19 protein-coding genes and 3 pseudogenes are annotated in these 24987 nt (G+C 60.6%); 14 read left to right on the top strand and 8 right to left on the bottom strand.

The annotated features are described in order from the left end of the window. From AB3X96_RS23220 to AB3X96_RS23185, 8 genes are all read left to right on the top strand, one after another. On the top strand, positions 1–2601 hold the full coding sequence (locus tag AB3X96_RS23220) for an ATP-binding protein (RefSeq protein ID WP_368591564.1): 2601 nt from the start codon (positions 1–3) through the stop codon (positions 2599–2601). 306 nt (positions 2602–2907) lie between these two features. Beyond that, positions 2908–3861, top strand: a complete 954-nt coding sequence (locus AB3X96_RS23215) for a 3-hydroxyacyl-CoA dehydrogenase NAD-binding domain-containing protein (protein WP_368591563.1) — start codon at positions 2908–2910, stop codon at positions 3859–3861. A gap of 241 nt (positions 3862–4102) precedes the next feature. Then, the gene (locus tag AB3X96_RS23210; RefSeq protein WP_368591562.1) at positions 4103–4543 is read left to right on the top strand and encodes a hypothetical protein; all 441 of its coding nucleotides are present in this window, start codon (positions 4103–4105) and stop codon (positions 4541–4543) included. A gap of 368 nt (positions 4544–4911) precedes the next feature. Next, a complete protein-coding gene (locus AB3X96_RS23205) occupies positions 4912–5271 on the top strand; it encodes a hypothetical protein (protein ID WP_368591561.1) in 360 nt (119 codons plus the stop codon). Positions 5272–5274: 3 nt separating this feature from the next. Beyond that, on the top strand, positions 5275–5562 hold the full coding sequence (locus tag AB3X96_RS23200; protein ID WP_176123046.1) for a YtcA family lipoprotein: 288 nt from the start codon (positions 5275–5277) through the stop codon (positions 5560–5562). A 19-nt stretch (positions 5563–5581) separates the two neighbouring features. Continuing rightward, positions 5582–6640, top strand: coding sequence for a multidrug transporter subunit MdtN (gene mdtN, locus AB3X96_RS23195; RefSeq protein ID WP_368591560.1), 1059 nt, complete (start codon positions 5582–5584; stop codon positions 6638–6640). A gap of 9 nt (positions 6641–6649) precedes the next feature. After that, positions 6650–8776: an FUSC family protein gene (locus AB3X96_RS23190; RefSeq protein ID WP_368591559.1), complete on the top strand. Its 2127-nt coding sequence runs from the start codon at positions 6650–6652 to the stop codon at positions 8774–8776. 59 nt (positions 8777–8835) lie between these two features. Continuing rightward, on the top strand, positions 8836–10260 hold the full coding sequence (locus AB3X96_RS23185; protein ID WP_368591558.1) for an MdtP family multidrug efflux transporter outer membrane subunit: 1425 nt from the start codon (positions 8836–8838) through the stop codon (positions 10258–10260). A 92-nt stretch (positions 10261–10352) separates the two neighbouring features. On the opposite strand, the gene AB3X96_RS23180 is transcribed toward AB3X96_RS23185, so the two are convergent. From AB3X96_RS23180 to AB3X96_RS23165, 4 genes and pseudogenes are all read right to left on the bottom strand, one after another. Then, the gene (locus tag AB3X96_RS23180) at positions 10353–11732 is read right to left on the bottom strand and encodes a glutamate decarboxylase (protein ID WP_342920792.1); all 1380 of its coding nucleotides are present in this window, start codon (positions 11730–11732) and stop codon (positions 10353–10355) included. Between the two features lie 123 nt (positions 11733–11855). Then, positions 11856–13547 carry an aspartate-alanine antiporter gene (gene aspT, locus AB3X96_RS23175; RefSeq protein ID WP_368591557.1) on the bottom strand — a complete coding sequence of 564 codons (1692 nt, stop codon included), beginning with the start codon at positions 13545–13547 and terminating at the stop codon, positions 11856–11858. A gap of 357 nt (positions 13548–13904) precedes the next feature. Then, positions 13905–14315: pseudogene (locus AB3X96_RS23170) on the bottom strand (hypothetical protein); the annotation flags it as partial. A 7-nt stretch (positions 14316–14322) separates the two neighbouring features. Next, complete coding sequence (locus AB3X96_RS23165) at positions 14323–14451, bottom strand: hypothetical protein (RefSeq protein WP_368591556.1); 129 nt, start codon at positions 14449–14451, stop codon at positions 14323–14325. A 587-nt stretch (positions 14452–15038) separates the two neighbouring features. Here AB3X96_RS23165 and AB3X96_RS23160 point away from each other — a divergent pair. Next, complete coding sequence (locus AB3X96_RS23160; protein ID WP_368591708.1) at positions 15039–15656, top strand: response regulator transcription factor; 618 nt, start codon at positions 15039–15041, stop codon at positions 15654–15656. Positions 15657–15718: 62 nt separating this feature from the next. Here the strand turns inward: AB3X96_RS23160 and AB3X96_RS23155 are convergent, their stop codons facing one another. Next, a complete protein-coding gene (locus tag AB3X96_RS23155) occupies positions 15719–16237 on the bottom strand; it encodes a response regulator transcription factor (RefSeq protein ID WP_368591555.1) in 519 nt (172 codons plus the stop codon). 293 nt (positions 16238–16530) lie between these two features. Here AB3X96_RS23155 and AB3X96_RS23150 point away from each other — a divergent pair, with 293 nt between their 5' ends. The 4 genes from AB3X96_RS23150 (at position 16531) to AB3X96_RS23135 (ending at position 21343) form a co-directional block, all read left to right on the top strand. Further along, complete coding sequence (locus AB3X96_RS23150) at positions 16531–18012, top strand: PAS domain S-box protein (RefSeq protein WP_368591554.1); 1482 nt, start codon at positions 16531–16533, stop codon at positions 18010–18012. Between the two features lie 31 nt (positions 18013–18043). Then, positions 18044–18493, top strand: a complete 450-nt coding sequence (locus AB3X96_RS23145; RefSeq protein WP_368591553.1) for a response regulator — start codon at positions 18044–18046, stop codon at positions 18491–18493. A 3-nt stretch (positions 18494–18496) separates the two neighbouring features. Next, positions 18497–20050, top strand: a complete 1554-nt coding sequence (locus AB3X96_RS23140) for a PAS domain-containing protein (RefSeq protein WP_368591552.1) — start codon at positions 18497–18499, stop codon at positions 20048–20050. A gap of 138 nt (positions 20051–20188) precedes the next feature. Then, positions 20189–21343 carry a PucR family transcriptional regulator gene (locus AB3X96_RS23135; RefSeq protein WP_368591551.1) on the top strand — a complete coding sequence of 385 codons (1155 nt, stop codon included), beginning with the start codon at positions 20189–20191 and terminating at the stop codon, positions 21341–21343. A gap of 181 nt (positions 21344–21524) precedes the next feature. Here AB3X96_RS23135 and AB3X96_RS23130 read toward each other — a convergent pair. After that, positions 21525–21698: pseudogene (locus tag AB3X96_RS23130) on the bottom strand (IS66 family insertion sequence element accessory protein TnpB); the annotation flags it as partial. 661 nt (positions 21699–22359) lie between these two features. Further along, positions 22360–22563 (bottom strand): annotated as a pseudogene (locus AB3X96_RS23125) (IS5/IS1182 family transposase); the annotation flags it as partial. A 566-nt stretch (positions 22564–23129) separates the two neighbouring features. Here AB3X96_RS23125 and AB3X96_RS23120 point away from each other — a divergent pair. Then, positions 23130–24167 carry a glycosyltransferase family 2 protein gene (locus tag AB3X96_RS23120; protein ID WP_368591550.1) on the top strand — a complete coding sequence of 346 codons (1038 nt, stop codon included), beginning with the start codon at positions 23130–23132 and terminating at the stop codon, positions 24165–24167. A gap of 146 nt (positions 24168–24313) precedes the next feature. On the opposite strand, the gene AB3X96_RS23115 is transcribed toward AB3X96_RS23120, so the two are convergent. Next, a complete protein-coding gene (locus tag AB3X96_RS23115) occupies positions 24314–24979 on the bottom strand; it encodes a trans-aconitate 2-methyltransferase (RefSeq protein WP_368591549.1) in 666 nt (221 codons plus the stop codon). Between the last annotated feature and the right edge of the window lie 8 nt (positions 24980–24987).

Here is a 24987-nt window from a genome sequence, read left to right as displayed (position 1 = left end):
ATGGTAGATCTCTCTACTTATCGGTTGACCACGCTGCGGACCGGCGAGTACACGCTGCGCCGCGGCACTCGCGACGGGCTGAATCCTATTTTGCTCGTCACGCCGGCCGCGTCAGAGCGTGCGGAGCTGGTCAAACGGCTAGAGCATGAATATTCGCTCGAATCCGAGCTCTGCTCCGACTGGGCGGCGCGGCCTATCGCGCTGTTGCACTTCGAAGGCAGTACGACGCTTGTGCTCGAGGACCCGGGCGGGGAGCCGCTTGATTGTCTCGTCGGTCATTCGTTGGACATTCCAAGCTTTCTGCGTGTTGGGATCGCGCTCGCACAGGCGCTTGACCGCATGCATGAGCGAGGGCTGATGCACCTCGACATCAGGCCCGCGAACGTCGTCGTGGACATGGTCCGTGGCCACGCCTGGCTGACCGGGTTCAGCATCGCTTTGCGGCATCCGCGTGAGCATCGGCTTCCTGACCGGCCAGAAATCATTGCTGGAACGGCCGCCTATATGGCGCCCGAGCAGACGGGCCGGATGAACCGCTGCGTCGATTCGCGCAGCGATCTCTACGCGTTGGGCGTCACGCTTTATGAAATCCTGACCGGTGCGCTGCCGTTCGTCACGAAGGATCCGATCGAATTGATCGATTGCCACGTCGCGCGCCAGCTCATTTCGCCCAGCGACGTTCCGACCGGGGTACCCCTGCAGATTTCGAGCGTGTTGATGAAGCTCCTGGCAAAGACTGCCGAGGAGCGCTATCAAACTGCCGCTGGGGTGGAGGCAGACCTTAGAAAGTGCCTCGCAGCATGGGAGGCCGCCGGCCAGCTCGAAACGCTCGATTCTGGTCAGCGCGGCCCCGGTCTCGCGCTCGCTGCCCAGTTCGAAGAGCGGCACCCTGAATCGCGCGAGCGTGCGCCGGCCGCGTTGCTGCCGACAATCGAAGCTTCGACCGAGCAGATCGATCTTGGTACCGTCGTCAGGATGTCTCAAGCCATAGCCAGCGAGATCGTTAGCGACAAGCTGATCGAAACACTGATGGTGCTGGCCGTCGAGCACGCTGGAGCAGACTACGGGCTGCTGGTTTTCCCCCAGGAGGGGAAACTTCGCGTCGAAGCCGAAGCGAGTGTCGATCGGGGGGCCGTGCGGGTGCACATCGTGCGGGCGGCGGTCAGGTCGGCGCAGGCGGCGGTATCCATCCTCGATCAGGTCGCGCGCAGCAAGCAGCCCGCGATTCTCGACGACGTGCGAACACTCGGCGCCCAGCCCGCCGACGCGTACTTCAGTCACAAACCCGTGCGCTCCATCCTGTGCCTGCCGCTGATCAAGCAGGCCGAGCTGATCGGCATGCTGTACCTCGAGAACAGTCTCGCCTCGCATGCTTTTCCGGCCGCCCGGATCGCGGTGCTGGAACTCCTTTCGTCGCAGGCGGCGATCTCGCTGGAAAACGCGCGTCTCTACGCCGAGCTGGTTCACGAAAACGCGGATCGGCGCGATGCCGAAGAAGCGCTCAGAGCGAGCGAGGCATCGCTCAACGAGGCACAGAAGATAAGCCACACCGGCAGCTGGCGGTGGCGGCCCGAAACCGGCGATGTTTCGTCTTCGGAAGAGCTGCGGCGCATCTTCGGGTTCGAAACGAAGGCGCAGGCGTCATATGAGTCGTTCCTGGGGCGCATCCGTCCTGAAGAACGAACGTCGTTCGAGCGGGTGCTTGAAGGCGCGGTACGCGAAAGACGGCGGTTCCGGCACGAGCATCACATCGAACTCCCGGGCGGTGCCGTCAGATATCTGCAAGTGGTGGGGCAGCCCGATGTCACGGCATCTGGGGCACTGGAATTCATCGGCACCGTAATGGACATCACGGAGCGCAAGCGTGCGGAGGAGGCGCTAAGAGATGCGCAAACGGAACTCTCGCGCATCGCCCGCCTGACGACCATGGGCCAGCTGGTCGCTTCGATTGCCCACGAAATCAATCAGCCGCTGGGTGCGATCTCCGCCAACGGCACAGCATGCATGAACTGGCTCAACCGCGAGAATCCCGATCTCGCTAGCATGCGCGGCGCGATGGCCCGCATCGTTCAGGACGCCCACCGCGCGGGCGACGTGATCCGCGGTTTGCGCGCGCTCGTATCGAAGTCGGGGCCGCAACTGACGAAGGTCGACATCAACGACGCCATCGCGGACGTGCTGGCGCTGACCCGGGTCGAATTGCAAGAGCAGGGCGTGGCGCTTCGCACCGACCTGGCGCCGGACGTCGGTTTCGTATTTGGCGACCCGGTGCAACTGCAGCAGGTGCTGCTCAACCTGATCATGAATGGGATCGAAGCGATGGCCGCAGCGACTCCCGACCCGAAAGCGCTCACGATCACGTCACAGGCCGCGGAAATGGGCGGTATCCGCGTTGCCGTGCAAGACACCGGCGCAGGGCTCGACCCGGCGACGTCCGACCGGCTGTTCGAGCCGTTCTTTACGACGAAGCTCGTCGGTATGGGCATGGGACTATCGATTTGCAAGTCGATCGTCGAAGCCCACGGCGGCCATCTGTGGGCGAGGCCGAATGCGCCGCATGGCGCAGTCTTTCAGTTCGTGCTGCCGAACTGCGCCCCCTAGGGTCCGTTCACATCAATAATGGGCGTGTGCCGGCGCTCTCCGATCGTAGCGATGTGCCGTACGACCGTTCAATTTCCCCTTCCTGCGTGTCAATTCGCAGCCGTTCAGCTTCGGCGGGACGCGATTGTCGAAATGCACAAAGACTCTCGTTGGATTCTCCAATGTTTCGCGGTCTTGACATTGGTAGATTAATTTAACTTCTGCCTGAATACCCAGGCTGGCCGCCAGCATGGCGTTCGAGCGACAACGGGGTCCCTCGCGTTCGTGACGCCGTGCATTGCACATCTGACTATAAGGAACGTCTCGGTGACGAAGCAAATCAACCGTGTTGCGGTGATTGGCACGGGCGTGGTCGGCGCGAGTTGGACCGCATTATTTCTCGCGAAAGGACTCGACGTCGTCGCAGTCGACCAGGGGCCCGACGCCGAGCAGCGCTTGCGGCACTATGTCGACGCGGCGTGGCCGGCGCTCGAAGCGCTTGGCCTCGCGCTCCGAGCCTCGCGCTCCCGTCTGACCTTCACGCGCGACTTGCAGGGCGCCGTGGCGGACGTTGGCTTCGTCCAGGAAAATGGTCCCGAACGGATCGACTTGAAGCGCGCGATATATGAAGGGCTGGACGTTCTCCTTCCACCGGACGTACCCATCGCTTCGAGTTCCTCCGGCCTCACGATGAGCAACATCCAGGTGGGTTGCAAGTCGTATCCACAACGCTGCGTGATCGGGCATCCGTTTAATCTGCCGCATCTCATTCCGCTCGTCGAGATCGTTGCAGGCGAACAGACGTCAGAGGAGACCGTCAACAAGGTCACGGCCTTCTATACGTCGCTCGGCAAGCGCACGATCCGTGTTCGCAAGGAGGTGCCTGGTCTTGTGGCGAACCGGCTACAGGCAGCATTGTGGCGGGAGATGGTGCATCTCGTGGCAGAGGGCGTGGTGAGTGTGGCGGATGCCGATACCGCGGTGTGTCATGGCCCCGGAATGCGATGGGGATTGATGGGACCGACCATGCTGTTTCATCTCGGCGGCGGGAAAGGCGGCATCGAGAACTTTCTCGATCAGTTCACCGGACCGATGACCGCATGGTGGAAAGTGCTGGGGTCGCCCGAACTGACGCCGAACATGCAGCAGGCGATCATCGACGGTGCGCGGCGCGAGGCAGCGGGCCAGTCTGTTGGCGACCTTACGGCGCAATGCGAGCGCATGCTGCTTGACCTGCTGAAACTGCGCCAGGGTGCGGACTCTGAGGCAGGCACCTCATGAAAAATGCGTGTGCCCGATAAGCGCTGTTTCCCCCGTTCGTTCGTGTTCTGCGCCGGCCCCTATACCAAAGGATGAGTCGGACAAACAGCGAGTCAGGGCCACCGACACGTTCGTACAATAGATTTCTTCGCGTTGCCGGGCTACCTTGCAAGCATGGACGGTACGGTTTCGCGGCTCGTGTTCGATGCCCCAATCACTGGCGCCGGCTCGAGAACGAAGGTGCGACGCGAAGAGGCGGGAAATGTTCAGGCAAGCCGAAAATGATTTTGGATCCCTAATTCAGGCGACTTCGGGGCACGTGGTGCACGGTGGAGCCCAGCCGCCTGCGGGTCACGCCTTCACGATCGCGACGCTGCTGATCTGCTGGTGGACATTGGTGGAGACGGCGCTGGACTTCGTCACGGGATATGGCAACTGGGACTTTGCTTCCGCCATTGCCACCAACCTTATCGTGGGGATCGCCGGACTCGCCGTGGTCATGAATGTCCGCTTTGCTCGCGAAATTTTTGCGTTTATCTGCGGCGTCAGCATTCTGGCACTCGGCTCCAGGCTTCCGCTTGCGTTCGGCGATTCGCTGTGGATTCCGCTGATCTCGCTGGTCGACTGCGGAGGCAAGCTCGTTTTTCTGGTTTTTGCCTGTTCGCCGCCCCATGAGAATGGCAGGCGGGTCCCGTCGCTCTGACAGGTCAGGGGCGTTTGGAATGAGACCTACCGAGCGATTCGTATGGGCGCTGCTTGTCCTGGCAGTGTGCTGGATTCTGGAAATGTCGACGCACGAACGACACCGAGGATTCCATGAACGATTGTTCCACGAGCAGTGCGACGCCCGCGACTACGTCGTCGAGATATATCGCACTGCATGGACACCAAAGGATACGAAAGCAGCGTGCGACGAAGACCTGTCACCACGGCCGCCCCTCGCGCGCGCGAACGACGATAACGCGTGCGATCCACTGCAGGACGGCGCTGGAAAATCGTCCATAACAAAAGCTGCGCAATGAAGACATTGCATATCGCCGCTTGCGCGTGATTGGCCATGAGGAGAATCGTATGAATGAGTCGCAAGGTTCGGTGGATAACAGCAGTGCCGATGGGTCATCCGACGTTGCGCTGGCGGCACTCGTCACCGCGATCGAAGTATCCGTTCTCGACGGGACGCTCGACAGCCGGTGCGCCGCCAGCCTCATCTGCCGATTGAAGGGAGAGGCGACTCACATCATCGAGAGCGGCTATTCCACGCCTGCAGGACGTTCAGAAATGGAGCGCGCTTTTGGTGCCGTCGAGGCTGCGCTGCTAAGACATGACGCGCACCGTTTCGTGGCAACCTATGCAGCCTTGCGAACAGGGGACGCCTTGTCACACGTTGGCGCGCAACTGCCGGGGGCGAAATCCGGTTGGCAGGCGGAGTGACATATGCCACTCACCACGGGCGGAGATCCGAAGCGTCCAATTGGCGCCGCCGTGATAGCAACGATTTCCGTTTCAGGGTGCGCAAACTACTCGCCGTCGCTCAACGTGCTCGGCGCGTACTTTCCCGACTGGCTGTTTTGCATTGTCGCGGGCGTCGTGCTGACGGTCGTCGTCTATCTGGTTCGGAAGCGCTTCGGGGTGGACCACCTGCTGGCGCCCTCCGCCGTGGTGTATCCCACGCTGGTCGCATTCCTGTCACTCGCCCTCTGGCTGGCGTTGTTCCAATATTGAATCCGCTTCAGGTGAGCTAATGGCGACAGGTGCGAGCAAGACCGGGAAGAAGGCGTGGCCGGCGGTCCTCCTGGTCGTGGCGACGCTGTTGCTGCTCTTTCTCGTGATCCGGCTGCTGGACCGCTCACCTCGCACCGACGATGCCTATGCTTATGCGGATACCATCGACGTCGTGCCCGAGGTCAACGGCCGCATCGTCGAACTGGCGGTGCGCGACAATCAGGCGGTAAAGCAGGGAGATCTGCTGTTTCGCATCGATCCACGCCCGTACGAGGATGCGCTGGCGAGAGGCAAGGCATCGCTCGTCGCGCTCGATCGTCAGATCGAGCTGACTCAACGCACGGTCAACGCGCAGCAGTACAACGCACAGTCGGTGCGCGCGGCTGTCGAACGCTCCCGTGCCGCGGCGAATCAGGCGTCCGACACCTTGCGCAGGATGGAGCCGCTGCTCTCGCACGGCTATGTGTCGGCAGAAGATGTCGACCGCGCACGCACGGCGCAGCGCGCAACCGAGGCCGAACTCAGCGCCGCGCAGCTACAGGCCCAGCAGGCGGCAGCGGCGGTGAGCGGGGTGGACGCGCTGGTCGCGCAGCGTGCCGTCATCATGGCCGAGATCGCGATTGCCGAACTGCACCTCGAATATGCAACGGTGCGCGCACCATTCGACGGACGCGTTGTCTCGCTGAAGACATCGACGGGGCAGTTCGCTTCCACACTCAAACCGGTCTTTACGTTGATCGACACGCGCCACTGGTATGTAGTCGCGAACTTTCGCGAGACGGAACTGAAGGATGTGCGCGCAGGCACGCCCGCCACCGTCTACCTGATGAGCGACACCGGGCAGCGCTTTGACGGCGTAGTCGACTCGATCGGCTACGGCATCGCTTCGGATGAGGCCGGCCTTGCCCTGCCTGGCGGTCTGCCGCACATCGAGCGCACGCTGAACTGGGTGCACGTGTCGCAACGCTTTCCGGTGAAGATCCTCGTGGGCAATCCGAACCCGGAGCTGTTTCGCGTCGGCACGTCAGCCGTGGCCGTGTTGCGGCCTGGGCGCGGCAATCACGGCGAAGGCCATTGAGGAGCACGGATGGCCGCTGCCGACTACCTTCCCGACACGCTGCGCGATGCCGGCGCATTCTTGAAGCAGGAGCTAGCGTCGTTCCCCGGGCGGATGAACGTGACGCTGCGCTGCATGCTGACGAGCGCGATCGTGATCGTCGTGTCGATGGCGCTCGAAGTGCCTGAGCTTGCCTTGTCGCTGCTGGTGGTGTTTTACGTCACGCAGTCGAACGTGGTGTTCACGCGGCTCGTCGGCATCATGTTCATTCTCGGATCGACGCTCGGCATCGGCCTGTCGATCCTCCTGCTGAAGTTCACGTACGACTATCCTTTGGTGCGCATCGTCATTGCGAGTCTGGCGTTCTTTTGCAGCGCGTACCTGATTCGCGTGCTGAAAATCGGCGTGGTGTTCTTCATTGTCGCCATTGTTGTCATCTACGTGCAGAGCTTCGTCGACCGGACCGACCAGGCGGACCTGCTGATCCGCGCAGTATTGTGGGTGTGGGTGGCCGTCAACTATCCGATCGCGCTGACGCTGCTGGTCAATACGCTGCTGTTGCCCGCGGAACCGCAGTTGCAACTCAAGGCGGAGATTCATCGGCAACTCGAGGCGCTCGATGTCCGGCTCGTGCAGCTGATCGAGGGCGGCGCGAGCAATGTGCCGCTTACGCCCCTCACGTCGGCGGACGTCCAGCAAGGCGCGCTGACGCTGCAAAAACTGCTGCGGTTCGCGACGATGCGCGACGCCCGCTATCGCGAGCATCAGGCGACGCAGCTTGCATGTATCGCGACGGTATCGCGTCTTTATCGCGCGGCGAGCGAGCTGCCGCTAGAGTGGCGAGGCGCGTCGGCGGCACAACTGAAGATGCTTCGCGAACTGCAAGCGAACGTGCGCGCGCTCGACGAATCGGTGGCGCTGGGCGAGCCGTATCGTTATGTGAGCACCACCACCGTGGTTGAACGCAAGGCCGCCGACACGATGCCCGCAGCCACGGAATTGCAGCGGGCGCTGCACGCCTACGCCGAACTCTTCGCGAGCGGCACGACGCCAGGCGCTTCCGCTCCGAGCGAACCGATGGTCGCGCCCGACGCGTGGACCAACCCGGCCTATGCGCGCTTCTCACTGAAGACGCTGCTCGCGGTGTTGATCTGTTACGTGTTCTACAACGCCGCAGACTGGCAAGGCGCCCATACGATCATGCTGACCTGCCTGATTGTCGCGCTGCCAAGCCTCGGCGCATCGGCACAGCGTGCGTTGCTGCGGCTCGCCGGGGCCGCGATCGGCAGCGCGCTCGCGCTTTTCATGGTCGTGTTCGTCGTACCGCGCCTCGACGAAATAACGGGTCTGCTGCTGATGACGCTGCCCGTCATCGCGTTCGGGGCGTGGATTGCGGCCGGCTCGGAGCGAATCGGCTACGCCGGCATCCAGCTGGTGTTCACCTTTTCGCTGGCATTGCTCGCGCGATTCGGCCCAGTCATCAATCTCACGGAAATCCGAGACCGCATGGTGGGCATCCTGCTGGGCGTTGGCGTCGCGACCTTCGTGCAGATGGCGTTCTGGCGGGAAGGCGAGGGCGACGCGCTGCGGCAGAAGCTCGCCACCATGCTGCGGGCGATCGCCGCTCAATTGCGCCCACCGCAAACCGGTGTGACCGGGCACGACGAATTACCCTATGCGCAACGCCAATTGCAGACGTGGGCCGTGCTGGCCGATTGCGAGGCGACGCTCTCCCGTGTCGCTCTCGAGCCCGACTGGCGGGAGACGGACCAGCCGCAACTGACGCTGCGTGCGCAAACCGTTCTCGCACAGGGGCGCGAGATCATGCTGGCGGGCGATGCGTTGCGTACGCTGGCGGGGCGGGCCGAATTATCCGACCCAGGTACCGCCGACGCCGTGCGTTCGGCCCAGGACCAGGCATCAGCCGAGCTTGCGCGATATGCGGAGGAACTGGCGGCGAACCCACCGGCAGCCCGCGCACCGCGACGCATCGAGATCGTTGCGCAAGCCGTCGAACCGGCGCTCGCGGCCAGCGCACCGCTCATCGAGGCCGCGGACAACCTGTCGCGGCAGGTCGCGGGGTTGCCGGAATGGGCTGCTAACGCCGGCCTCCCGGAGCCCGCGGCGGCGCCATCGTCACAGGCCCTGCGATCATGATCGCGCGGGCGCATCGGCGAGGCGTGTCGTGGCACCGACGCTGCCTGTGCATCGCGTGGATGGCGTCTATGCTGCCGGGCTGCGCGCTAATTCGCCATGACAGCCCGCCGCATACCGAGATCCCGCCTACGCAGATCAATCTCGCGAACGATATTCATCTCGCGCGCGACGGGTGGCCCGCCGCCCGCTGGTGGACGCGCTACAACGACGCGCAGCTCGACGCGCTAATCGACCATGCGCTCGCCAATGCCCCGACGATGGTGATCGCGCGCACTCGCGTGGCGCAGGCCAAGTCGGACGTGGACCTCGTCAGGACGGGATCGAGCCTGCAAGTCAGTGCGATGGCCCTGCTCAATCGCGAGCATGTCTCGGCGAACGGGTTTCTTGGGCCGTTCGCGCAGAACGAACCGGCGTTGGGTCTCACGGGCCCATGGTACACGGAGGGCGTGGTCGGACTGGGCGCGAGCCTGAACGTCGACATTTGGGGCAAACAGCGCGCGCAGATTGCGGCTTCGATTGGCGTGACGAACGCGAGGCTTGCGGAGACATCGGCGGTCGAACTCGAAATATCGACCGATGTCGCGCAGATCTATTTTGGTATCCAGACGAATTACGAGCTTATCGATCTATTGAACGAATCACACGAGATCGCGCAGTTTGCGGTGCAGGCGCACGAGGCGCGTGCGGCGCGCGGCCTCGAGCCCCGTACGCAGTTCGAAGAGGCCCGTGCGCAGCAGTTGGCCATCGAACGGCAGATCGTATCCACGCAGGCGCAGATCAAGCAGTTTCGGGAATCGCTGCGGGCGCTGGCGGGCGCGGGGCCCGACGGCTTGCCGGAGATCATGCCCGTTGCGCTGCCGGCCTCGCAGGCTGCCTTGCCGGCGACGCTCTCCTATGAGCTTCTCGCCCGGCGCCCCGACTTGCAGGCGATGCGCTGGTATGTGCAGTCGTCCTTCGACCGGATCGACTCTGCCAAGGCCGCCTTCTATCCGAGTTTCGACATCAAGGCGTTTTTCGGCTACAACGCCTTGCATCTCGCCGATCTGTTCACGCACGCAAGCCGCCAGATCAACCTGATTCCGGGCCTGTACCTGCCGATCTTCGATGGCGGCATGCTTAATGCGAACCTGAGCGGCGCGCGCCAGGGGAGCAACCTGTTGATCGAGCAGTACAACCAGGCCGTACTCAATGCGGTTCGCGATGTCGCGCAGACGGGTAGCCGTTTGCAGGCGCTCGACGCCGAAACCGAATTGCAAAAACAGCGCATCGAATCGGTGACGTTCACGAGAGACAGTGTCGAAGCGTCCTGGCAGCGCGGACTGACCAGCCAGCTCGCGGCGCTCGAGGCGCGCCAACCGGTGATTGTCGAGCAGGTCGCACTGCTCGCGCTGAACGGGCAGGTGCTCAGTCAGGAGGTCGCGTTGACGAAGGCGCTGGGCGGTGGCTATCGCGCCGATGCGCCCGTCGAACTGAAGCCTCGCTGAGGCCTGGTGCCAGTGCAGTGCGCCCCGAGGAAACCGAGCCCGGGGCGCCAAGGAAGAGCAATCAGTGGAAGGCAGATTTCCGGCGCGACCCTTCAGCACTTGGCCGGCGACCTGTTCTCCGGCAGGTGCTGGTGCAGCTTCGGTGCGGTCGCGCTGCCGCCGTGAGTCTCGAGGTACTTGCACGCATTGACGATGTCACGCGCCAGCATCTGCGCCACATTGTGATTGATGTGCGGGCGGACCACCACGCGCAGGCTCTTGACTTCCTCGGCGTTGGCCGGCATCGAATACGCGGAAAGCACCCAGCCCTTTTCACGGACCTTGTTGGACACATCGAATTCGTTGAACTTCGTGACGCTCTTGTCGAGCGTGACGGCCACCACCGGAATGCGCTGCTCCTCGTTCATGATGGTGAAATAGCCGCTGTCGACGAGTGTCTGACGCAAGGCGATGGCGTTGTCCAACGTCTGACGCATAATCCGCTGATACCCGTCGAAACCCAGGCGCAGGAACTGATAGTACTGAACGGCGATCTGGAAGGCGTTGCGGCTGAAATTCAGCGTGGCCGTCGGCATTTCGCCGCCGAGGTAGTTCACGTAGAACACGAGATCCTCGTTGAACACGCTGCGTTCACGGAAGATCACCCAGCCCAGTCCCGGCGGCGTGAGCCCGTACTTGTGCCCCGATGCGTTAATGGACTGGACGCGCGGCAGCCGGAAGTCCCAGCGGTAGTCGGGATACAGGAACGGATTGACGAAGCCGCCCGATGCGCCGTCGATATGCATCGGAATCGAAATGCCTGTCCTCGCTTCATAAGCGTCGAGCCAGTCGTGAATCCCCTGGATGTCGTCGTCCTCGCCGGTGAAGGTCTGCCCGGCGATGGCAACGACAGCGATCGTATTTTCGTCTACGTACTTTTCCAGTTCGTCCGCCGTTAGTCGATAGTTACCGGGCTTGAGCGGAACGATCCGCGGTTCCACGTCGAAATAGCGCAGGAACTTCTTCCAGACGATCTGGACGTTGCCGCCCGTTACCATATTGGGGCGTGTGGCATCCTTGCCGTCCCGTTCCCGCTTCTGGCGCCAGTTCCATTTGTGGGCGAGACCGGCGAGCATGCACGCTTCCGATGAGCCGACCGTTGCGGTGCCGTACGGTTCGACCCCCTCCGGTCCGTTCCAGAGCTGGTGCAGCCATCTCACCATGCGCGTTTCCATGGCGAAAAGCTGCGGATACATGTCGTGGTCGATATAGTTCTTGAACATGTTTCGCTTGGCGATCTCGACCGCTTCAGGCTCAGCAAAGGTCGTGACGAACGACGACATGTTCAGCATCGGGTTCGTGTCGGTCCATTCCTGACTGAGGACGAGTGCTTCTGCTGCCCGTGCAGCGATGCCGTGTTGAGGAAACTCGTTTTCCGGCACGTTGATATTGAACTCTTCATATGACGACACTGCTGCAATTGGCGTAGCCATTGACTATCTCCTGGGGTTGAACATGCCCTCGGCAAGATGTGCATTGCCGGGTGATGCAATTGCTGGAGCGGCGTGACAGGACACGCCGCGCGCGCTTCATTGAGTGCGTACTGGGCTGTGGTACTACTTGAGTATCATGACGACGACCATGCCCCAGATCGTCAGCAGCGTATTGCCGACCGCATATGTGACGGTGTAGCCGAGCCCTGGAACCTGGCTTCTCGCGGCGTCGCAAATCATCCCCAAGGCTGCTGTTGTCGTGCGGGCGCCGGCGCAACAACCCAGCACGATTGCCGGATGGAACCTGAACACGTACTTCGCGATGAACATGCCTAGAATCAGCGGGACTGCGGTCGCGAAGATGCCCCACAGAAAGAGGCTGACGCCGAGTTGCTTCAGGCCGAGCACGAAACCGGGTCCCGCCGTAATACCTACCACGGCGATGAAGACATTCAGTCCTACTGAGTTCATGAACCAGATCGTCGGCTCGGGCACGCGTCCGAATGTCGGGTGGATGGCACGCAGCCAACCGAACACGATGCCGGCGATCAATGCGCCGCCCGCCGTGGAGAGTGTCAGCGGAACGGCTCCGATATTGATGGTGATCGCGCCAACGAGCGCACCGATCGTGATCGCCAGCCCGACGAAGGCAACGTCTGCCGCATTGGTCGCCCGGTCGAGCGTGCCCAGCGCCTTGGCTGCTGCAGTCGTGTCCTGAGTCCGGCCAACGAGCGTGATCGTGTCGCCGCGGTGAAGCTGCGTGCTCGGAAGCACGGGGATCGGCGTCTCGGTCGGGCCGCGCTTGATCTTGCGGATGAAGACGCCGCGCGCCGCGGGAAGCGTGGACAGCTGTTGGAGTGTCTGGCCATCCACATCCTTTGCGGAGACATAGACATCGACTCCCTCGGCAGGAACCGCCAGGAGTTCGGCGTCGTCGATCTCGGCTCCGTTCGTGCCCAGCGTGGACACGAGCTGGTCGCGGCGCCCGGCGACGGCCACGACGTCACCCGTTGCCAGGACGTAGTCGAGCCTTGCTTCCTCGATTGCGGTACCGCGTCGGATACGTTCGATAAACAGACGCATGCCCTCGGCCTCCAGGGCTTCGACCTGGCGGACGGTCAGACCGACGAAAGGGCTCTCGCTCGCAATGCGAAACGCGCGCAGTTCGTATTGGTGCCACGCGCTACCCGCGCTGATGATCTGCTGTGTACCGCCGAGGCTGGCTTCGTATTCCTTGCAAGCCTTGACGAGATCGATCCGCAGGAGCTTCGGGCCCAGTTGGGCGAGGATGATGGCGGAGCCGACCGTGCCGAATATATAGCTGACGGCATACGCAGTCGGCATGGCATCGAGCAACGCCTTCGTTTGCGTGGCGGGCAGTCCGAGTCGGCCGATGGCGTCCGTCGCCAGCCCCATCGACGCCGAAATGGTCTGCGAGCCAGCGAGAAGGCCGGCGGCGGACCCGACGCCGTAACCAGCGATCTTGGCGGCGGCAATGGGGGCGGCAAGACACAGGACGCACTGGACAACCGAGAAAAGCGCCTGAGGAATGCCATCCTTGGCGATGCCTCTGACGAACTGCGGTCCGACGCCGTAACCTACGGCAAAGAGGAACATCAAAAAGAATATCGACTTGACATTAGCGGAGATGGGAATGCCTAGCTGTCCTATGGCGATGGCGGCAAGCAACGTCGAGGTGACGGCGCCGAGACTGAAACCCCGATAACTCTTTCCCCCCACCCAATATCCGATCCCTAGCGACATAAAGATCGCTATCTCAGGATGGCTGCGCAGCGTTAATACCAGCCAGTTCATTTTGTGATCCTCCGTAGCATGTGCTTCAAGAAGTCAATGAAAATAAAACAACGTTGCATTCCTAAGTAAAATATCGAAAGCATTTGTGCCTCACTTCGATTGCGGCGGCGGTGATCACGTTCTCCGCCGACTTCTGCGTCACATGTCACGGGGGCGTCATACAAGCCGCTGGCCGGCGTCAGATTCCACATGCGGATCGTGGGCGCCTCGCGGCTACATTTGCACAGCGGGAGGGGGCGGGTTGGTCGAGCGCTTTCGTGGGGAATCGCGAGCGTGCGTTGTCCGCGTACGAGGTGGATGCTTTGCCGGAGAGCGCGCGTTGTAATCAGGAGTCGGACAGTCCTCCGGCACCGAAAGGATGCATTCACTGCTCAGGCCGTATTCACGCGCGATCGATAGCAGCCTGTCCGCCCAATCCCAGACGCCGTATATATCGTGAACGTTTTGCAGACAGACCAGCAGTGCGACAGTGCGTTTGTCGTAAATATCGATCCCGGCGTTCAACAGCGCTTTGGACAATGCGGCAACGCCGGCGTCCATGTAACGGGGCCAGCCGGTCCCGGACCCGGGCAGGTAGCGTACCGGAACGCCCTCGATCGTGGATCGGTAATCGGACGGCCGTATGAAGCTGCCAACCGGACACCCGCCGCATGGGCCGCGGTACGCAGCGCCTCCGTTTGCGAGAATACCCGTGCGGCGTTGCGAAAGGAGGTGATTGACGGAGCGGTCAAAGATTTCCTGATCGCTCAAAAAGTGGATGGTGCGCATGGCTGACCTACTGAACACAGATCATGTTGAGATCGATGGTTCTGCGATAGACGCTCTTGTTGAGCCACGGGACGAACGTGTACTCGACATACGCGTTGCTGCCCACAAAAATCCATGTATGTAGCGTACTTAACATAGTGGACTCCTAACAGTTGCTGGATATCATGAGGTCATCGACTGTGCGATGGTGGAAGCTCAAGTTCTTTCCGTCGATGACACCAAAGGTACGCGTGCAAGGCGAGAAAAACCATCGTACGAACGGGTGGCGTGGTTCTTCATTCGCGTGAGCGGTTCATACAGGGGTATGCTCGGGTCATCTGGATGCTGGCACCGCAAAGGAAATGGCGGGAGCGGTGCGAAGGAGGTCGTCAGGAAGCGCGAAGTCGTTCGCTGAGGGCGAGTAAATACGCGCCACTCGCGTTGGCTATACGAAGATATAGTCGTCCTGGACCAACGCCTTAATCGGGCAACCACATGCACGTTTGCCGATACGCAGCCGCTGCGGTATTTTTCACTCGTCGCTATTTGTCGGGCGTCGTTCGACTCGCCCGCGCAAGCTTTCAAAATGCTTCTCAATCTCCGACGCCCCATTTGGCCGCAATCAGAATAGGGCGGCAACAATCGGCCGAGAGGGCCGAACGAAAGACCTGAAATTAGGAGAAGCCGTTGAGTTCAGGATCTGGCTTGACTTCGACGAAGGGCGCGTCTGATGGTCCGCCGTCGATGGTGTACGTAATCGACGATGATGAAGCGGTGCGAATCGCACTTAACGCTCTCCTGCGCTCGGCCGGATTGCATGTGGAGACTTTCTCAGCCTGCCGCGAGTTTCTGGCGTTCCCGAAGAAGGCTGCGCCGAGCTGCCTGATTCTCGATGTGAGGCTGCAAGGCGAAACGGGGCTTGCATTTCAGAAGGAGCTTGCAAGGAGCGAAATCCGGATGCCGATTGTTTTCATGACCGGATACGCCGACGTTGCGATGTCGGTCAGAGCCATGAAAGCCGGTGCCTTCGATTTTCTCGCCAAGCCGTTTCGGGACCAGGAGATTCTCGATGCCGTTACCGACGCACTGGCGCGCGACGGCGAGCGCGTCCAGGCCGAACAGGCGCTTGTCGCGCTGCGCGCTGCCTTTGCTTCGTTGACCACTCGCGAACAGGAGGTCGTCCGTTATGTCATCTCGGGCCTGATGAACAAGCAGATTGCCGCGCAGATGAAACTCAGCGAAGTCACCGTCAAGATTCATCGAGGACACGCAATGAGAAAACTGGCTGCGCACTCCGTTCCGGATCTTGTCAGAAAGGCGGAAGCACTTGGCCTCAAGCCGCAAGTGGACGGAGCCTCCTGATCGCGTCGCCCTGTTGCGGACGTCCCGGTGGCATCGTGCGGGCCGGGTGCGCCAGCGGGCGATTACCGATTGCCTTGCGGCGGCTGCTCCTTCAACGCGAGGCTGAGCCAGCGCACCACGTCGTCGGCTGCAACGGGTTTCTCGAGCAAGACCAGTGCGCCATTTTCAATGACTTCGGCGTGCAGGTCGGGAGTTGGAAACGCGGTGATGAAAATGGTGGGTGGTGCATTCCCCTGGCTACGAAGCCGGGCGTGCAGCGCGACACCGGACATGCCGGGCATTCGTACGTCGGAAATCAGGCAGGAGGTGTCTTCCACGTGTCCGGATTCGAGGAATTCCTCGGCAGATGCGAAGATGCGTACGTTCCAGCCCAACGAACGAACAAGGTTCGCAGTCGCGATACGGACTGCCTCATCGTCGTCAACGATCGTAACTACCTCAGACGTATCCACCAGAAGGACCCCGATCGTCGAGAAGAAGGTGTGCGGAGATATCGGCAGCGCATTGCGAAGAATAGTACGTGCATGTCGGAACAGAAATAATACGGATGTATGTAGCGCACGTGATGGAGTGCCAGGCATCTGCCGGATACTTCTCTTTTGAGGGTACTCGTGCTCCTAGCCTTGCCGCTTGTCGCGGCAGTGAAGCGTAGCGGAAGTGAGTCGTAAGGCACATCGGGAAGGCAGCATCCTTGCAGCGTGCGACGCGTTTGCTAGTATAAAAACCATGCCCTGTCGCGAAACGTGAACGACACGGAACCCGCAAGGCCTCGACTCGCGAAGTCCGCCTGACGATCTGGTGTAGCGGTCCAGGGCAGTGCGCCGCCGGCCTTACGCTCTAACCTTGAAAACGAGAATTCTTGCCAGGAGGTCAGATGGAGCAACGCAAGGAACTGAGCGGCCTGACTAACGAGCTCTTTCGGCAAGTCGTGGAGGCGGCTCCCAACGCCATGGTGATGGTGGACCGTGCCGGCAAGATCGTTCTCGTGAATGCGCAGGCGGAGAAGCTGTTCGGTTATGCGCGTCAAGAATTGATGACGAGAGGTATCGAAGCGCTTGTGCCCGAGCGTTTCCGATCTGGTCATCCGGATTTCCGGAGCGCATACTACACCGACATGAGGAGCCGCCCGATGGGGACAGGCCGCGACCTCTACGCAATGCGTAAAGACGGCTCCGAATTTCCCGTTGAAATAGGACTCAATCCTGTCTCAACCGACGAAGGCACGTTCGTCCTCGCGGCCGTCGTCGACATCACTGAGCGCAGGAGGCAGGAGGAACGTTTCCGGCAGGTGGTGGAAGCGGCGCCTAACGCAATGGTGATGGTGGACCACGATGGCCGGATCGTTCTCGTGAACGCACAAACGGAGAAGCTCTTCGGCTATCCGCGCAACGAGCTGATCGGGCAAAGCATCGAAGCACTCGTGCCGGAGCGTTTCCGTGCGCACCACCCGGAGTATCGTGCGTCGTTCTACAGCAATCTGACGAGCCGCCCCATGGGAGCCGGCCGTGACCTCTACGGGCTGCGCAAGGACGGCTCGGAATTTCCCGTCGAGATCGGCCTGAATCCGCTGTCGACCGACGAAGGGAAATTCGTACTTGCAGCCGTGGTCGACATCACGGCGCGCAAGCACGCGGAAGAGGAGTTGCTTAGAAAAACCGACGAATTGGCCCGCTCGAACAAGGACCTGGAACAATTTGCCTATCTGGCTTCGCACGACCTGCAGGAACCCCTGCGAGCAGTCGCCGGCCCCTTGCAGATGCTGCAGATGCGATACCAGGGGCAACTGGATAACCGTGCCGATGAATTCATTACACACGCGGTCGATGGCGCGACGCGGATGCAGGCGCTCATTAACGATCTGCTCGCCTATTCGCGGGTCGGCCGCTCCGATGACGCGCGCCAGTTGACTGACTGCGCGCAGATCCTCGATCAGGCGCTCAAGAGCCTGAGCGTCATGATGGAGGAAAGCGGCGCCGAGGTGAGGAAGGAAACGTTGCCTACCCTGATGGCGATTCCGACGCACCTTACGCTTCTGTTCCAGAATCTCATCGGCAACGCCGTCAAGTTCCGCGACAAGTCACGCCCTGTACGGATCGACGTGGGTGCGAAGCGCCAGGGCGAGGGGTGGCTATTCTGGGTCAAGGACAACGGGATCGGTATCGATCCGCAATACTTCGAACGGATTTTCCTGGTCTTTCAACGCTTGCACACGCGCGCAGAGTATCCAGGCACCGGGATTGGCCTGGCGCTTTGCAAGCGGATCGTCGAACAGCACGGCGGCCAGATCTGGGTCGAGTCTGCTCCGGAGGAGGGCGCGACGTTCTTTTTCACGCTGGGCGTCAAGAACACAATCTGAAGCCAAACACGAAAAAGAGGAGACAACTACGATGTTTTCCGAAAATAGCGAGCAGATGTTTCATATCCTGATGGTGGAGGATAGCCCCACAGACGTGATGATGACGCGCGAGGCGCTGGAATACTACAAGGTGCTCAATCCCCTGCACATTGCGGAGGACGGCGTGGAGGCAATCGAGTTCCTCAAGCGCGAAGGAAAACATGCAAACGCACCCCGTCCCGGCCTGATCATCCTGGATCTCAACCTGCCACGAAAGAGCGGCCAGGAAGTGCTTCAAGAGCTGAAAACCGATCCGGAGTTGATGAACATTCCGGTCGTCGTGCTAACCACGTCCAAAGCCGAGGAGGATGTGGCGAAGTCGTATGGCCTGCACGCCAACTGCTACATCACCAAGCCCGTGGACTTCGAGAAGTTCGTTCAAGTCGTGCGCAGCATCAACGACTTCTGGCTTCGCGTCGTGACGCTACCTACCCCCCGTTAAATCGTGAACATCGATCATGAAATACATATCCTCCTGATCGAGGACAGCGCGACTGACGCACTGTTGATCGACAGGGTGCTCGAGGACGTGGTGGAGTTAAAGTACCACGTGGTGCGCACCGAATCCATGGCGGAGGGCGTCGCGTGCGCGCGGACCACGCATTTCGACGTGGTGATCCTCGACCTGGGGCTGCCGGACGCAAAAGGGGGGCTCGACACCTTCAGGAAATTCCATCAGATGGTGCCCGGCATGCCGGTGCTGGTCCTTACCGGACTGGACGATAATTCGGTCGGTCTGCTGTCCATCCAGCACGGTGCACAGGACTATCTCCTCAAGAAGGATATCCGCGCTTCGGAACTGAGCCGTGCGATCCGTTACGCAATCGAACGCCACCGCGTCGCGGTCGAGCTAAGGGCGAGCGAGGAACGCTTTCAGCTCGCGGTGAGGGGCGCGACGGCGGGCTTGTGGGACTGGAATCCGCAGACGGGCGCGATGTACTTTTCGCCCCATTTCAACGCAATCATGGGCTATGGGGAAAACGACCTGCCCAATGAAGCGAGTGTGCATCAGGAGGCAATTCATCCAGAAGACATCGATCGGGTGACGGCCTGCCTCACGGCGCATCTGGAGCACAAGAACGCCTACGACGTCGAATATCGTATTCGCACCATGTCGGGAGAATACCGATGGGTTCAGTCTCGCGGACAGGCACTCTGGAACAATTCCGGCCAGCCCTATCGGATGGTGGGCTGGATCATCGACGTGACGGAGCGAAAACTGGCCGAAGAGGCACAGCGCGATTCACGCGAGCGGGCGGCGGACGCGTTGCAGCAAACCCAGGCCGATATGGCGCGCCTGAACCGCGTCTTGATGCTCGGCGAAATGGCGGCCTCGATTGCGCACGAGGTCAAGCAGCCCGTGTCCGCCGTCGTCATGCATGCTACGGCCGGATTGCGCTGGCTGGATGCCCAGCCTCCGGAGCTGGAGGAGGCCCGGCAGTCGCTGAATCACATTCTCAAGCAAGGCAACCGGGTAGTGGAGGTTGTTGGCCACGTGCGGTCTCTCGTCAAGCAGGCGCCGCCGCGCGAGGACCCGGTAGATATCAACGAGGCCATTGTCGAAGTGTTGGCCCTGATCAACGCCGAGTTGCAGAGAAACAGCGTGCGGTTGCAGACTTGCCTTTCCGCAAACCTACCGCCTGTGCTCGGCGACCGGGTCAAGATGCAGCAGGTGATCGTCAATCTTGTCATGAATGCTTCGGAGGCGATGAGCGCAGTGAGTGACAGACAGCGCGAGTTGACGATCGTCTCTGAGCGGAGTGACTCGGACGCTGTGATAGTCGAGGTGTGGGACACCGGTTCAGGGCTTCCACCTGGGAGCGCAGAACAACTGTTCCGCTCGTTCTACACCACCAAACCCAATGGAATGGGCATGGGACTCTCCATTAGCCGATCGATTGTCGAAGCCCATGGCGGGCGACTGTGGGTCACGCCTCGTGAGCCGAATGGCACGGTGTTCCGGTTCACACTGCCGATTGAGGCGAATTTCGCACAATAGCCGAAATCCGTGCTGTTGCCAGTTGCAGGTCCTTCTACAGGGAAGAGTCTACTCATGATAGTCATCCCGACGATCAGCGCGAGCTTGCGTGAACGCACGGCTTTGCTTGCAGCGAACCCGACGGCCGTGAATGAGCGCATGTATGAGACGCTGATGAGCGTCGAAGGTTACGAGAACCTGATGCCATCAGTCAGACAGGACATCGCAGCGTCGATCGACTTGACGGCCGGTTTGTGGTTCCAGTCGCTTCTGACGGGTCGCCCTCCATCGGCGGACGACATGGATCGCTTCCGGGAATTCGGCCGCCGACGCGTTCACCAGCGCGTACCGCTGCAATCCGTGCTGCGTGCCTTCCGGCTCGGATCGCGCGAAATCTGGCGCACTTACATTGCACAGGGAGAGGACGACGGAACTCTCGTCGACGAATTGCTGTTCGCCATCTCGCCCTACCTTTTCGACTTTTTTGACGACATGGCGCAGAGCATCGCGCAAAGCTATCTCGAAGAGCAGTATCAACAAGCGCGCTGGCGTGAGGCGTTGCGTCATCAGCTTTACAACATTGTGTTTTATACACCGGATGATCACGACGGCTTTCGGGAAACAGTGGAGGCGCTGGGTCTCGATTCCACTGCGCCACGCGTGGCGCTCGCCATCGACATCGAACTACCCGACCATACGTCGTACGAACGTGAACGGGAACTCGACCGCATCGTACTGGCGTCAGCGCGTCATCTTGCTGCCGCGCCAGGCGATCTGGTGCGAGCGTGGCATCGTGGCAGGCTGATTCTGTGGGCACCCTGCCTGCGAGGCGATTCGATCAACCGTATCGATCGGCTCACGGCAGAACGGGCCGGTGCGCTGGCGGCTGCGGTGCCGGAGCTTCATCGTATCGGCGTTGGCCTGATGAACGAAGGCGCGTCGGGTTGGGCGGCCACGGTCGACGAAGCGATCCGGGCATTGGACTTCACACCCAAAAGCCAGGGGCAGTCGCAGGTCGCAATGTATTCTAGTATCCTCATTGAAGAAAGCGCGCGTCTCGCATCGAACGCGCGGCGCTACCTCGTCTCCCTGCTCGAACAGCTAGCCAACGAGCCTGAGCTGGTGGCGACGCTGCAGACCTATTTCGAGCAGGGGCAGCGGCGCGGCCAGTCAGCGGCCGCCCTTGGCATACATCCAAATACGCTGAACTACAGGATGGAACGCATTGAAGCGCTGCTCGGAGCGAGCTTCGACGACGTCGGCTGGATTGAGAAGCTCGACATCGCACTGAAGCTGCGTCGGGCGCCGACGTGAGTCCTCGTTCGCAGGCCACTATCGTCACGTCGTGGGCTGGGAGATCGTGATTCGAAAGATCAAATTTGGATTGCGAACCGATGTGCGGGTAGAAGCCACTGTGGTCTTGCAGGCATCCACGGACCGATAAACGCGCATGTAAGAGGTCAACGCCACTTCGTGGATGACTCTGTTTAAGTATTCACGCTGCTCTTCTTCTCGAGGCTGCCAGGTCGCTACGCGCCACGAGCACGCAATCGTTCGTTTCGGCCTGCTCGACCCAACGTCGAAGCAGATTGGCGTACAGCTTGTGGTGCAACGCGATCGCCGCGAGCGACACCCCGGGCCCCTGGCAAGCTGCCACAACCTGAGCCTTGAACTCGACGCTCTAGCGCCGGCGGCGACGACGGCCAGGTGCCGCTGCTTCGTCATTAGTGTTCACGTGTCCACCTATTTAAGTGGACACGATGCTCCCAAGACTCTCAACGCAACTCAAGATGGAATAACCGGGCGCTTACGAACCGCCGCAGCGGCGTGAGGACAATAAGCCAGAGGTCTGCGGCTCATCGGGAGTGTCAGGGGCGATCGCAGCGATATTCGGCGACTGTTAGAGACAAATCCGGAGTTGATGTTCGAGAGGCTGCGGCACGCACCGCTTGATCTAGTCATGCAAGACAAGCGGACCGCTCCCGAACTTGCCGAGGCAAAGTTCGTCTGCTCCTTGCGGAAGGCTACCGCCTAACTAAACGGGGATTCGAGCGAATAACGAAGGCGCTCGTGGTGCCAGGTTTGCTGGAGAGGCGTTTCTACGCGTGAAAATGTGTTAGCCACAACGGAAGACAAATGGTTTAAAGACTCGAATCTTGGAAGTAATATGGTTGATCGAACCCCCAGTTGAACCGGTTCCAGCCTGCTCGATGGACCAGATCCGGAAGTTTTTTGGTTGAATTCTGCGGGTCGCGAAAGAGGTGACGCCGGGCCATTACGCGGATGGCGATGGCCTCTACATGCAGATCGCGGATAGCGGTGCGCGCTCATCCAACGATCAGCATGCGAACCATTAACTCCGGAGGGATCGATGGGCGGCCCGTGTGGCTGTAGAACGGCGCAAGGTGACGGCGCAGGTCATCAGCGTCGAACAGATGATCGATCCCACGCAGAAGGTGGTCATGCGGGACATGACTGTCCAGCTTAAATGAATAGAAGAGCCTATCCTGACCGCTAGCCTGTTGACCCATCATGACGATGCACTCCCGTCGATCGATGTCTTCCAGGATAGCCAAAATCTCGCTTCTTGGGCGGGTTTTTCAACAGAATCAACCAGAATGCGACGTTCGCTGTTGCGTTTCAACTGCCACTTACACTACTTACATATGGAAAGTGGCGCTTCACTCGGCTTCTGCGTTAAATTGGCTTCGACCTGTTTTGCATATGCTCGGGCCGCGCCAGGACAGTCAGATTTCATCTGACTTGCGTGTAAAACCGCCGTGGTGTTGGCAGGATCTCACAGGATTCCTCGGCCTGTTCATTGCCATCGGCAGTGCAGAATACGTCGCACACCTATCCAGGGACAAACCCGCACCATTCGATCGTTATATGTGGGGGCGCGCACCGAGACCACCAATTATCTGTCGACTCAGCGGGGCTTTGCCTCTGTTACTTGGGTAGTCCGACTGCGAGGGCATCGTCGCAGGCAACCCGTCGATTTGGAAAATCTCCATCCTCGCTTTGGGGTTATTTCCGCCTATCCCGACTTCAGCAGAACGCTGTCCGACAATCTTTGCAAACTTGCGTCAGAACCATGACTATGAGCTTAAAAGGCAAAAATCTCGCATCGGCGGCACTTCAAAGCGGTTTCGACGACAAGGAGCCAGCCACCGCGAATCGTACGAGCATTTCCGCGTTGGCACCTTCTGTCACTGTCGTGATGGCCAACTTCAATGGAGAGAACTGGATCGGAGAGGCGATCAGGTCGGTTCAGAGGCAGAGCCTCGCGGATTGGGAACTGATCGTTGTTGATGATGCGTCAACCGACGCCAGCACTGAGATTGTCCGCGCCGCTGCTGCTAACGACCCACGTATCGTTCTCCTCACATCTTCTTCCAACGCGGGGCCCTCGGTCGCGCGCAACCGTGCGCTGGCATGTGCGCGAGGACGCTGGATCACGATCCTCGACAGTGATGATGTGTTTGCGGACGGACGCCTTCAGTCGATGCTCGCAAGGGCCGAATCGGACGGCGCGGGCATTGTAGCGGACGACTTGCTCATCATGAGCGAAAGCGGCTCGCTGACCGGGTATTCGCTGCTTGGCCTGCGGACCGCGAGGACCGTCGATGCCGTTGCGCTTGTCAAAGCGCCGCAACTCGGCTATCTGCAACCCATGATCAGAACCGAACTGCTGTCCGAGCTTCGGTATGACGAGCGGGTTCGCTCCGCCGAAGACTTCGATCTTTTGTTGCGCATGTTGGTCAGGCACGAAGCGGAAATGGTCGTCTATCCGGCTATGGGTTACCACTATCGCAGACGTGATGATTCGCTTTCCACAGACAAGTCAGCGGATCGACGGGCGCTTCGAGGCATGCTCGAAGCAAACGCGCGTTTCCGCGCATCGCACGCGCTGTCAGGAAGGTTAGCCCACGCGTGTGCGCATCGGCAGCGAACCCTCGAAACCCAGCTTCGCTGGGTCGATGTCACCGAGGCAGTTCGTGAAAGGCGTTTCGCACAAGCCTTTCGGCACACAATGCATCACCCTAGGGTCCTCAGTTGCGCCGCGCAATTCCTTGCGAAGCATTTTCACTTTCTCGTACTCAGAAACAAACGCCGCGCCGTGACTTTGGGACTTTGAGCTGAGACGCGACGGATGCCGGCACGTCCGCAACGGAGGGTGCGGGCGCCCTTTGGGGCGCGGGCGATGCCTGCGATTTTCCAGAACTGCATGGCTCGAGGCGGCCGCTCAGGGGCGGCATTTGATCAGATGCATGCGTGCAAAATTTACCGCAACTTCAGCACGGCCACGTCCCATTTGAATCGCGTCGACGCGTGTGTGATACGGACACGATCGAGTTCGTCGAAGGCCGCCTTCAACCTGTTCCACGTCCGTATTCCGTCGTCGTGATACCAGATACTGACGATCAATAGCCCACCGGGCGCGAGACAGCGCGCGAGTCGACGAATCTGTTCCTCCGGTTCTTCCAGGTAATAAAGCATCTCGTTGAAGACGATGACGTCGAATACCTGCGAAGGCTCGAAGGTAGCGGCATCGGCGACGGCGAACTCCGCTCCATCGATATTCGCCTGGCGGGCCTGCTCAATGGCGACTTCGGAAAGATCAACGCCGAAATAGCTCGAAATCGAGGCGCCCGAAAGCCAACTTGCAAGAACGCCAGCGCCGCATCCAACGTCGAGCACTCGCGCGGCGGGTTTCAGATGCTTGCAATACCCGGCGATCACGCTATAGCGGGCAATTTCCTGCGTCGTTCCCAGATAATCCCAGGTGCCCGAGCCGTACGCCTGATTCCACGTCGCGTCCGAGATTGAGACGCTGTGGGCCGGCAGTATCCTGGCCTTGATCGCAGGCGGGACAAACCTTTTAACAGGCCACTTTATGGCTTTACCGAGGAATCCGTACACTCCTCTTCTATCTGTCGGATTAAGCATGGTCGGCT

The organism is Paraburkholderia sp. BR13439 (assembly GCF_040948805.1).
GTDB classification, from domain to species: domain Bacteria; phylum Pseudomonadota; class Gammaproteobacteria; order Burkholderiales; family Burkholderiaceae; genus Paraburkholderia; species Paraburkholderia youngii.
This window is presented reverse-complemented; position numbering and strand designations above follow the sequence as displayed.

Excerpts from the sequence above, each read along its gene's own strand:
- AB3X96_RS23220 (WP_368591564.1), top strand. The coding sequence starts at position 1 with ATGGTAGATCTCTCTACTTATCGGTTGACCACGCTGCGGACCGGCGAG.
- AB3X96_RS23210 (WP_368591562.1), top strand. The coding sequence starts at position 4,103 with ATGTTCAGGCAAGCCGAAAATGATTTTGGATCCCTAATTCAGGCGACT.
- AB3X96_RS23205 (WP_368591561.1), top strand. The coding sequence starts at position 4,912 with ATGAATGAGTCGCAAGGTTCGGTGGATAACAGCAGTGCCGATGGGTCA.
- AB3X96_RS23200 (WP_176123046.1), top strand. The coding sequence starts at position 5,275 with ATGCCACTCACCACGGGCGGAGATCCGAAGCGTCCAATTGGCGCCGCC.
- mdtN (WP_368591560.1), top strand. The coding sequence starts at position 5,582 with ATGGCGACAGGTGCGAGCAAGACCGGGAAGAAGGCGTGGCCGGCGGTC.
- AB3X96_RS23190 (WP_368591559.1), top strand. The coding sequence starts at position 6,650 with ATGGCCGCTGCCGACTACCTTCCCGACACGCTGCGCGATGCCGGCGCA.
- AB3X96_RS23185 (WP_368591558.1), top strand. The coding sequence starts at position 8,836 with ATGGCGTCTATGCTGCCGGGCTGCGCGCTAATTCGCCATGACAGCCCG.
- AB3X96_RS23180 (WP_342920792.1), bottom strand. The coding sequence starts at position 11,732 with ATGGCTACGCCAATTGCAGCAGTGTCGTCATATGAAGAGTTCAATATC.
- aspT (WP_368591557.1), bottom strand. The coding sequence starts at position 13,547 with ATGAACTGGCTGGTATTAACGCTGCGCAGCCATCCTGAGATAGCGATC.
- AB3X96_RS23165 (WP_368591556.1), bottom strand. The coding sequence starts at position 14,451 with ATGTTAAGTACGCTACATACATGGATTTTTGTGGGCAGCAACGCGTAT.
- AB3X96_RS23160 (WP_368591708.1), top strand. The coding sequence starts at position 15,039 with ATGGTGTACGTAATCGACGATGATGAAGCGGTGCGAATCGCACTTAAC.
- AB3X96_RS23155 (WP_368591555.1), bottom strand. The coding sequence starts at position 16,237 with ATGCCTGGCACTCCATCACGTGCGCTACATACATCCGTATTATTTCTG.
- AB3X96_RS23150 (WP_368591554.1), top strand. The coding sequence starts at position 16,531 with ATGGAGCAACGCAAGGAACTGAGCGGCCTGACTAACGAGCTCTTTCGG.
- AB3X96_RS23145 (WP_368591553.1), top strand. The coding sequence starts at position 18,044 with ATGTTTTCCGAAAATAGCGAGCAGATGTTTCATATCCTGATGGTGGAG.
- AB3X96_RS23135 (WP_368591551.1), top strand. The coding sequence starts at position 20,189 with ATGTATGAGACGCTGATGAGCGTCGAAGGTTACGAGAACCTGATGCCA.
- AB3X96_RS23120 (WP_368591550.1), top strand. The coding sequence starts at position 23,130 with ATGAGCTTAAAAGGCAAAAATCTCGCATCGGCGGCACTTCAAAGCGGT.
- AB3X96_RS23115 (WP_368591549.1), bottom strand. The coding sequence starts at position 24,979 with ATGCTTAATCCGACAGATAGAAGAGGAGTGTACGGATTCCTCGGTAAA.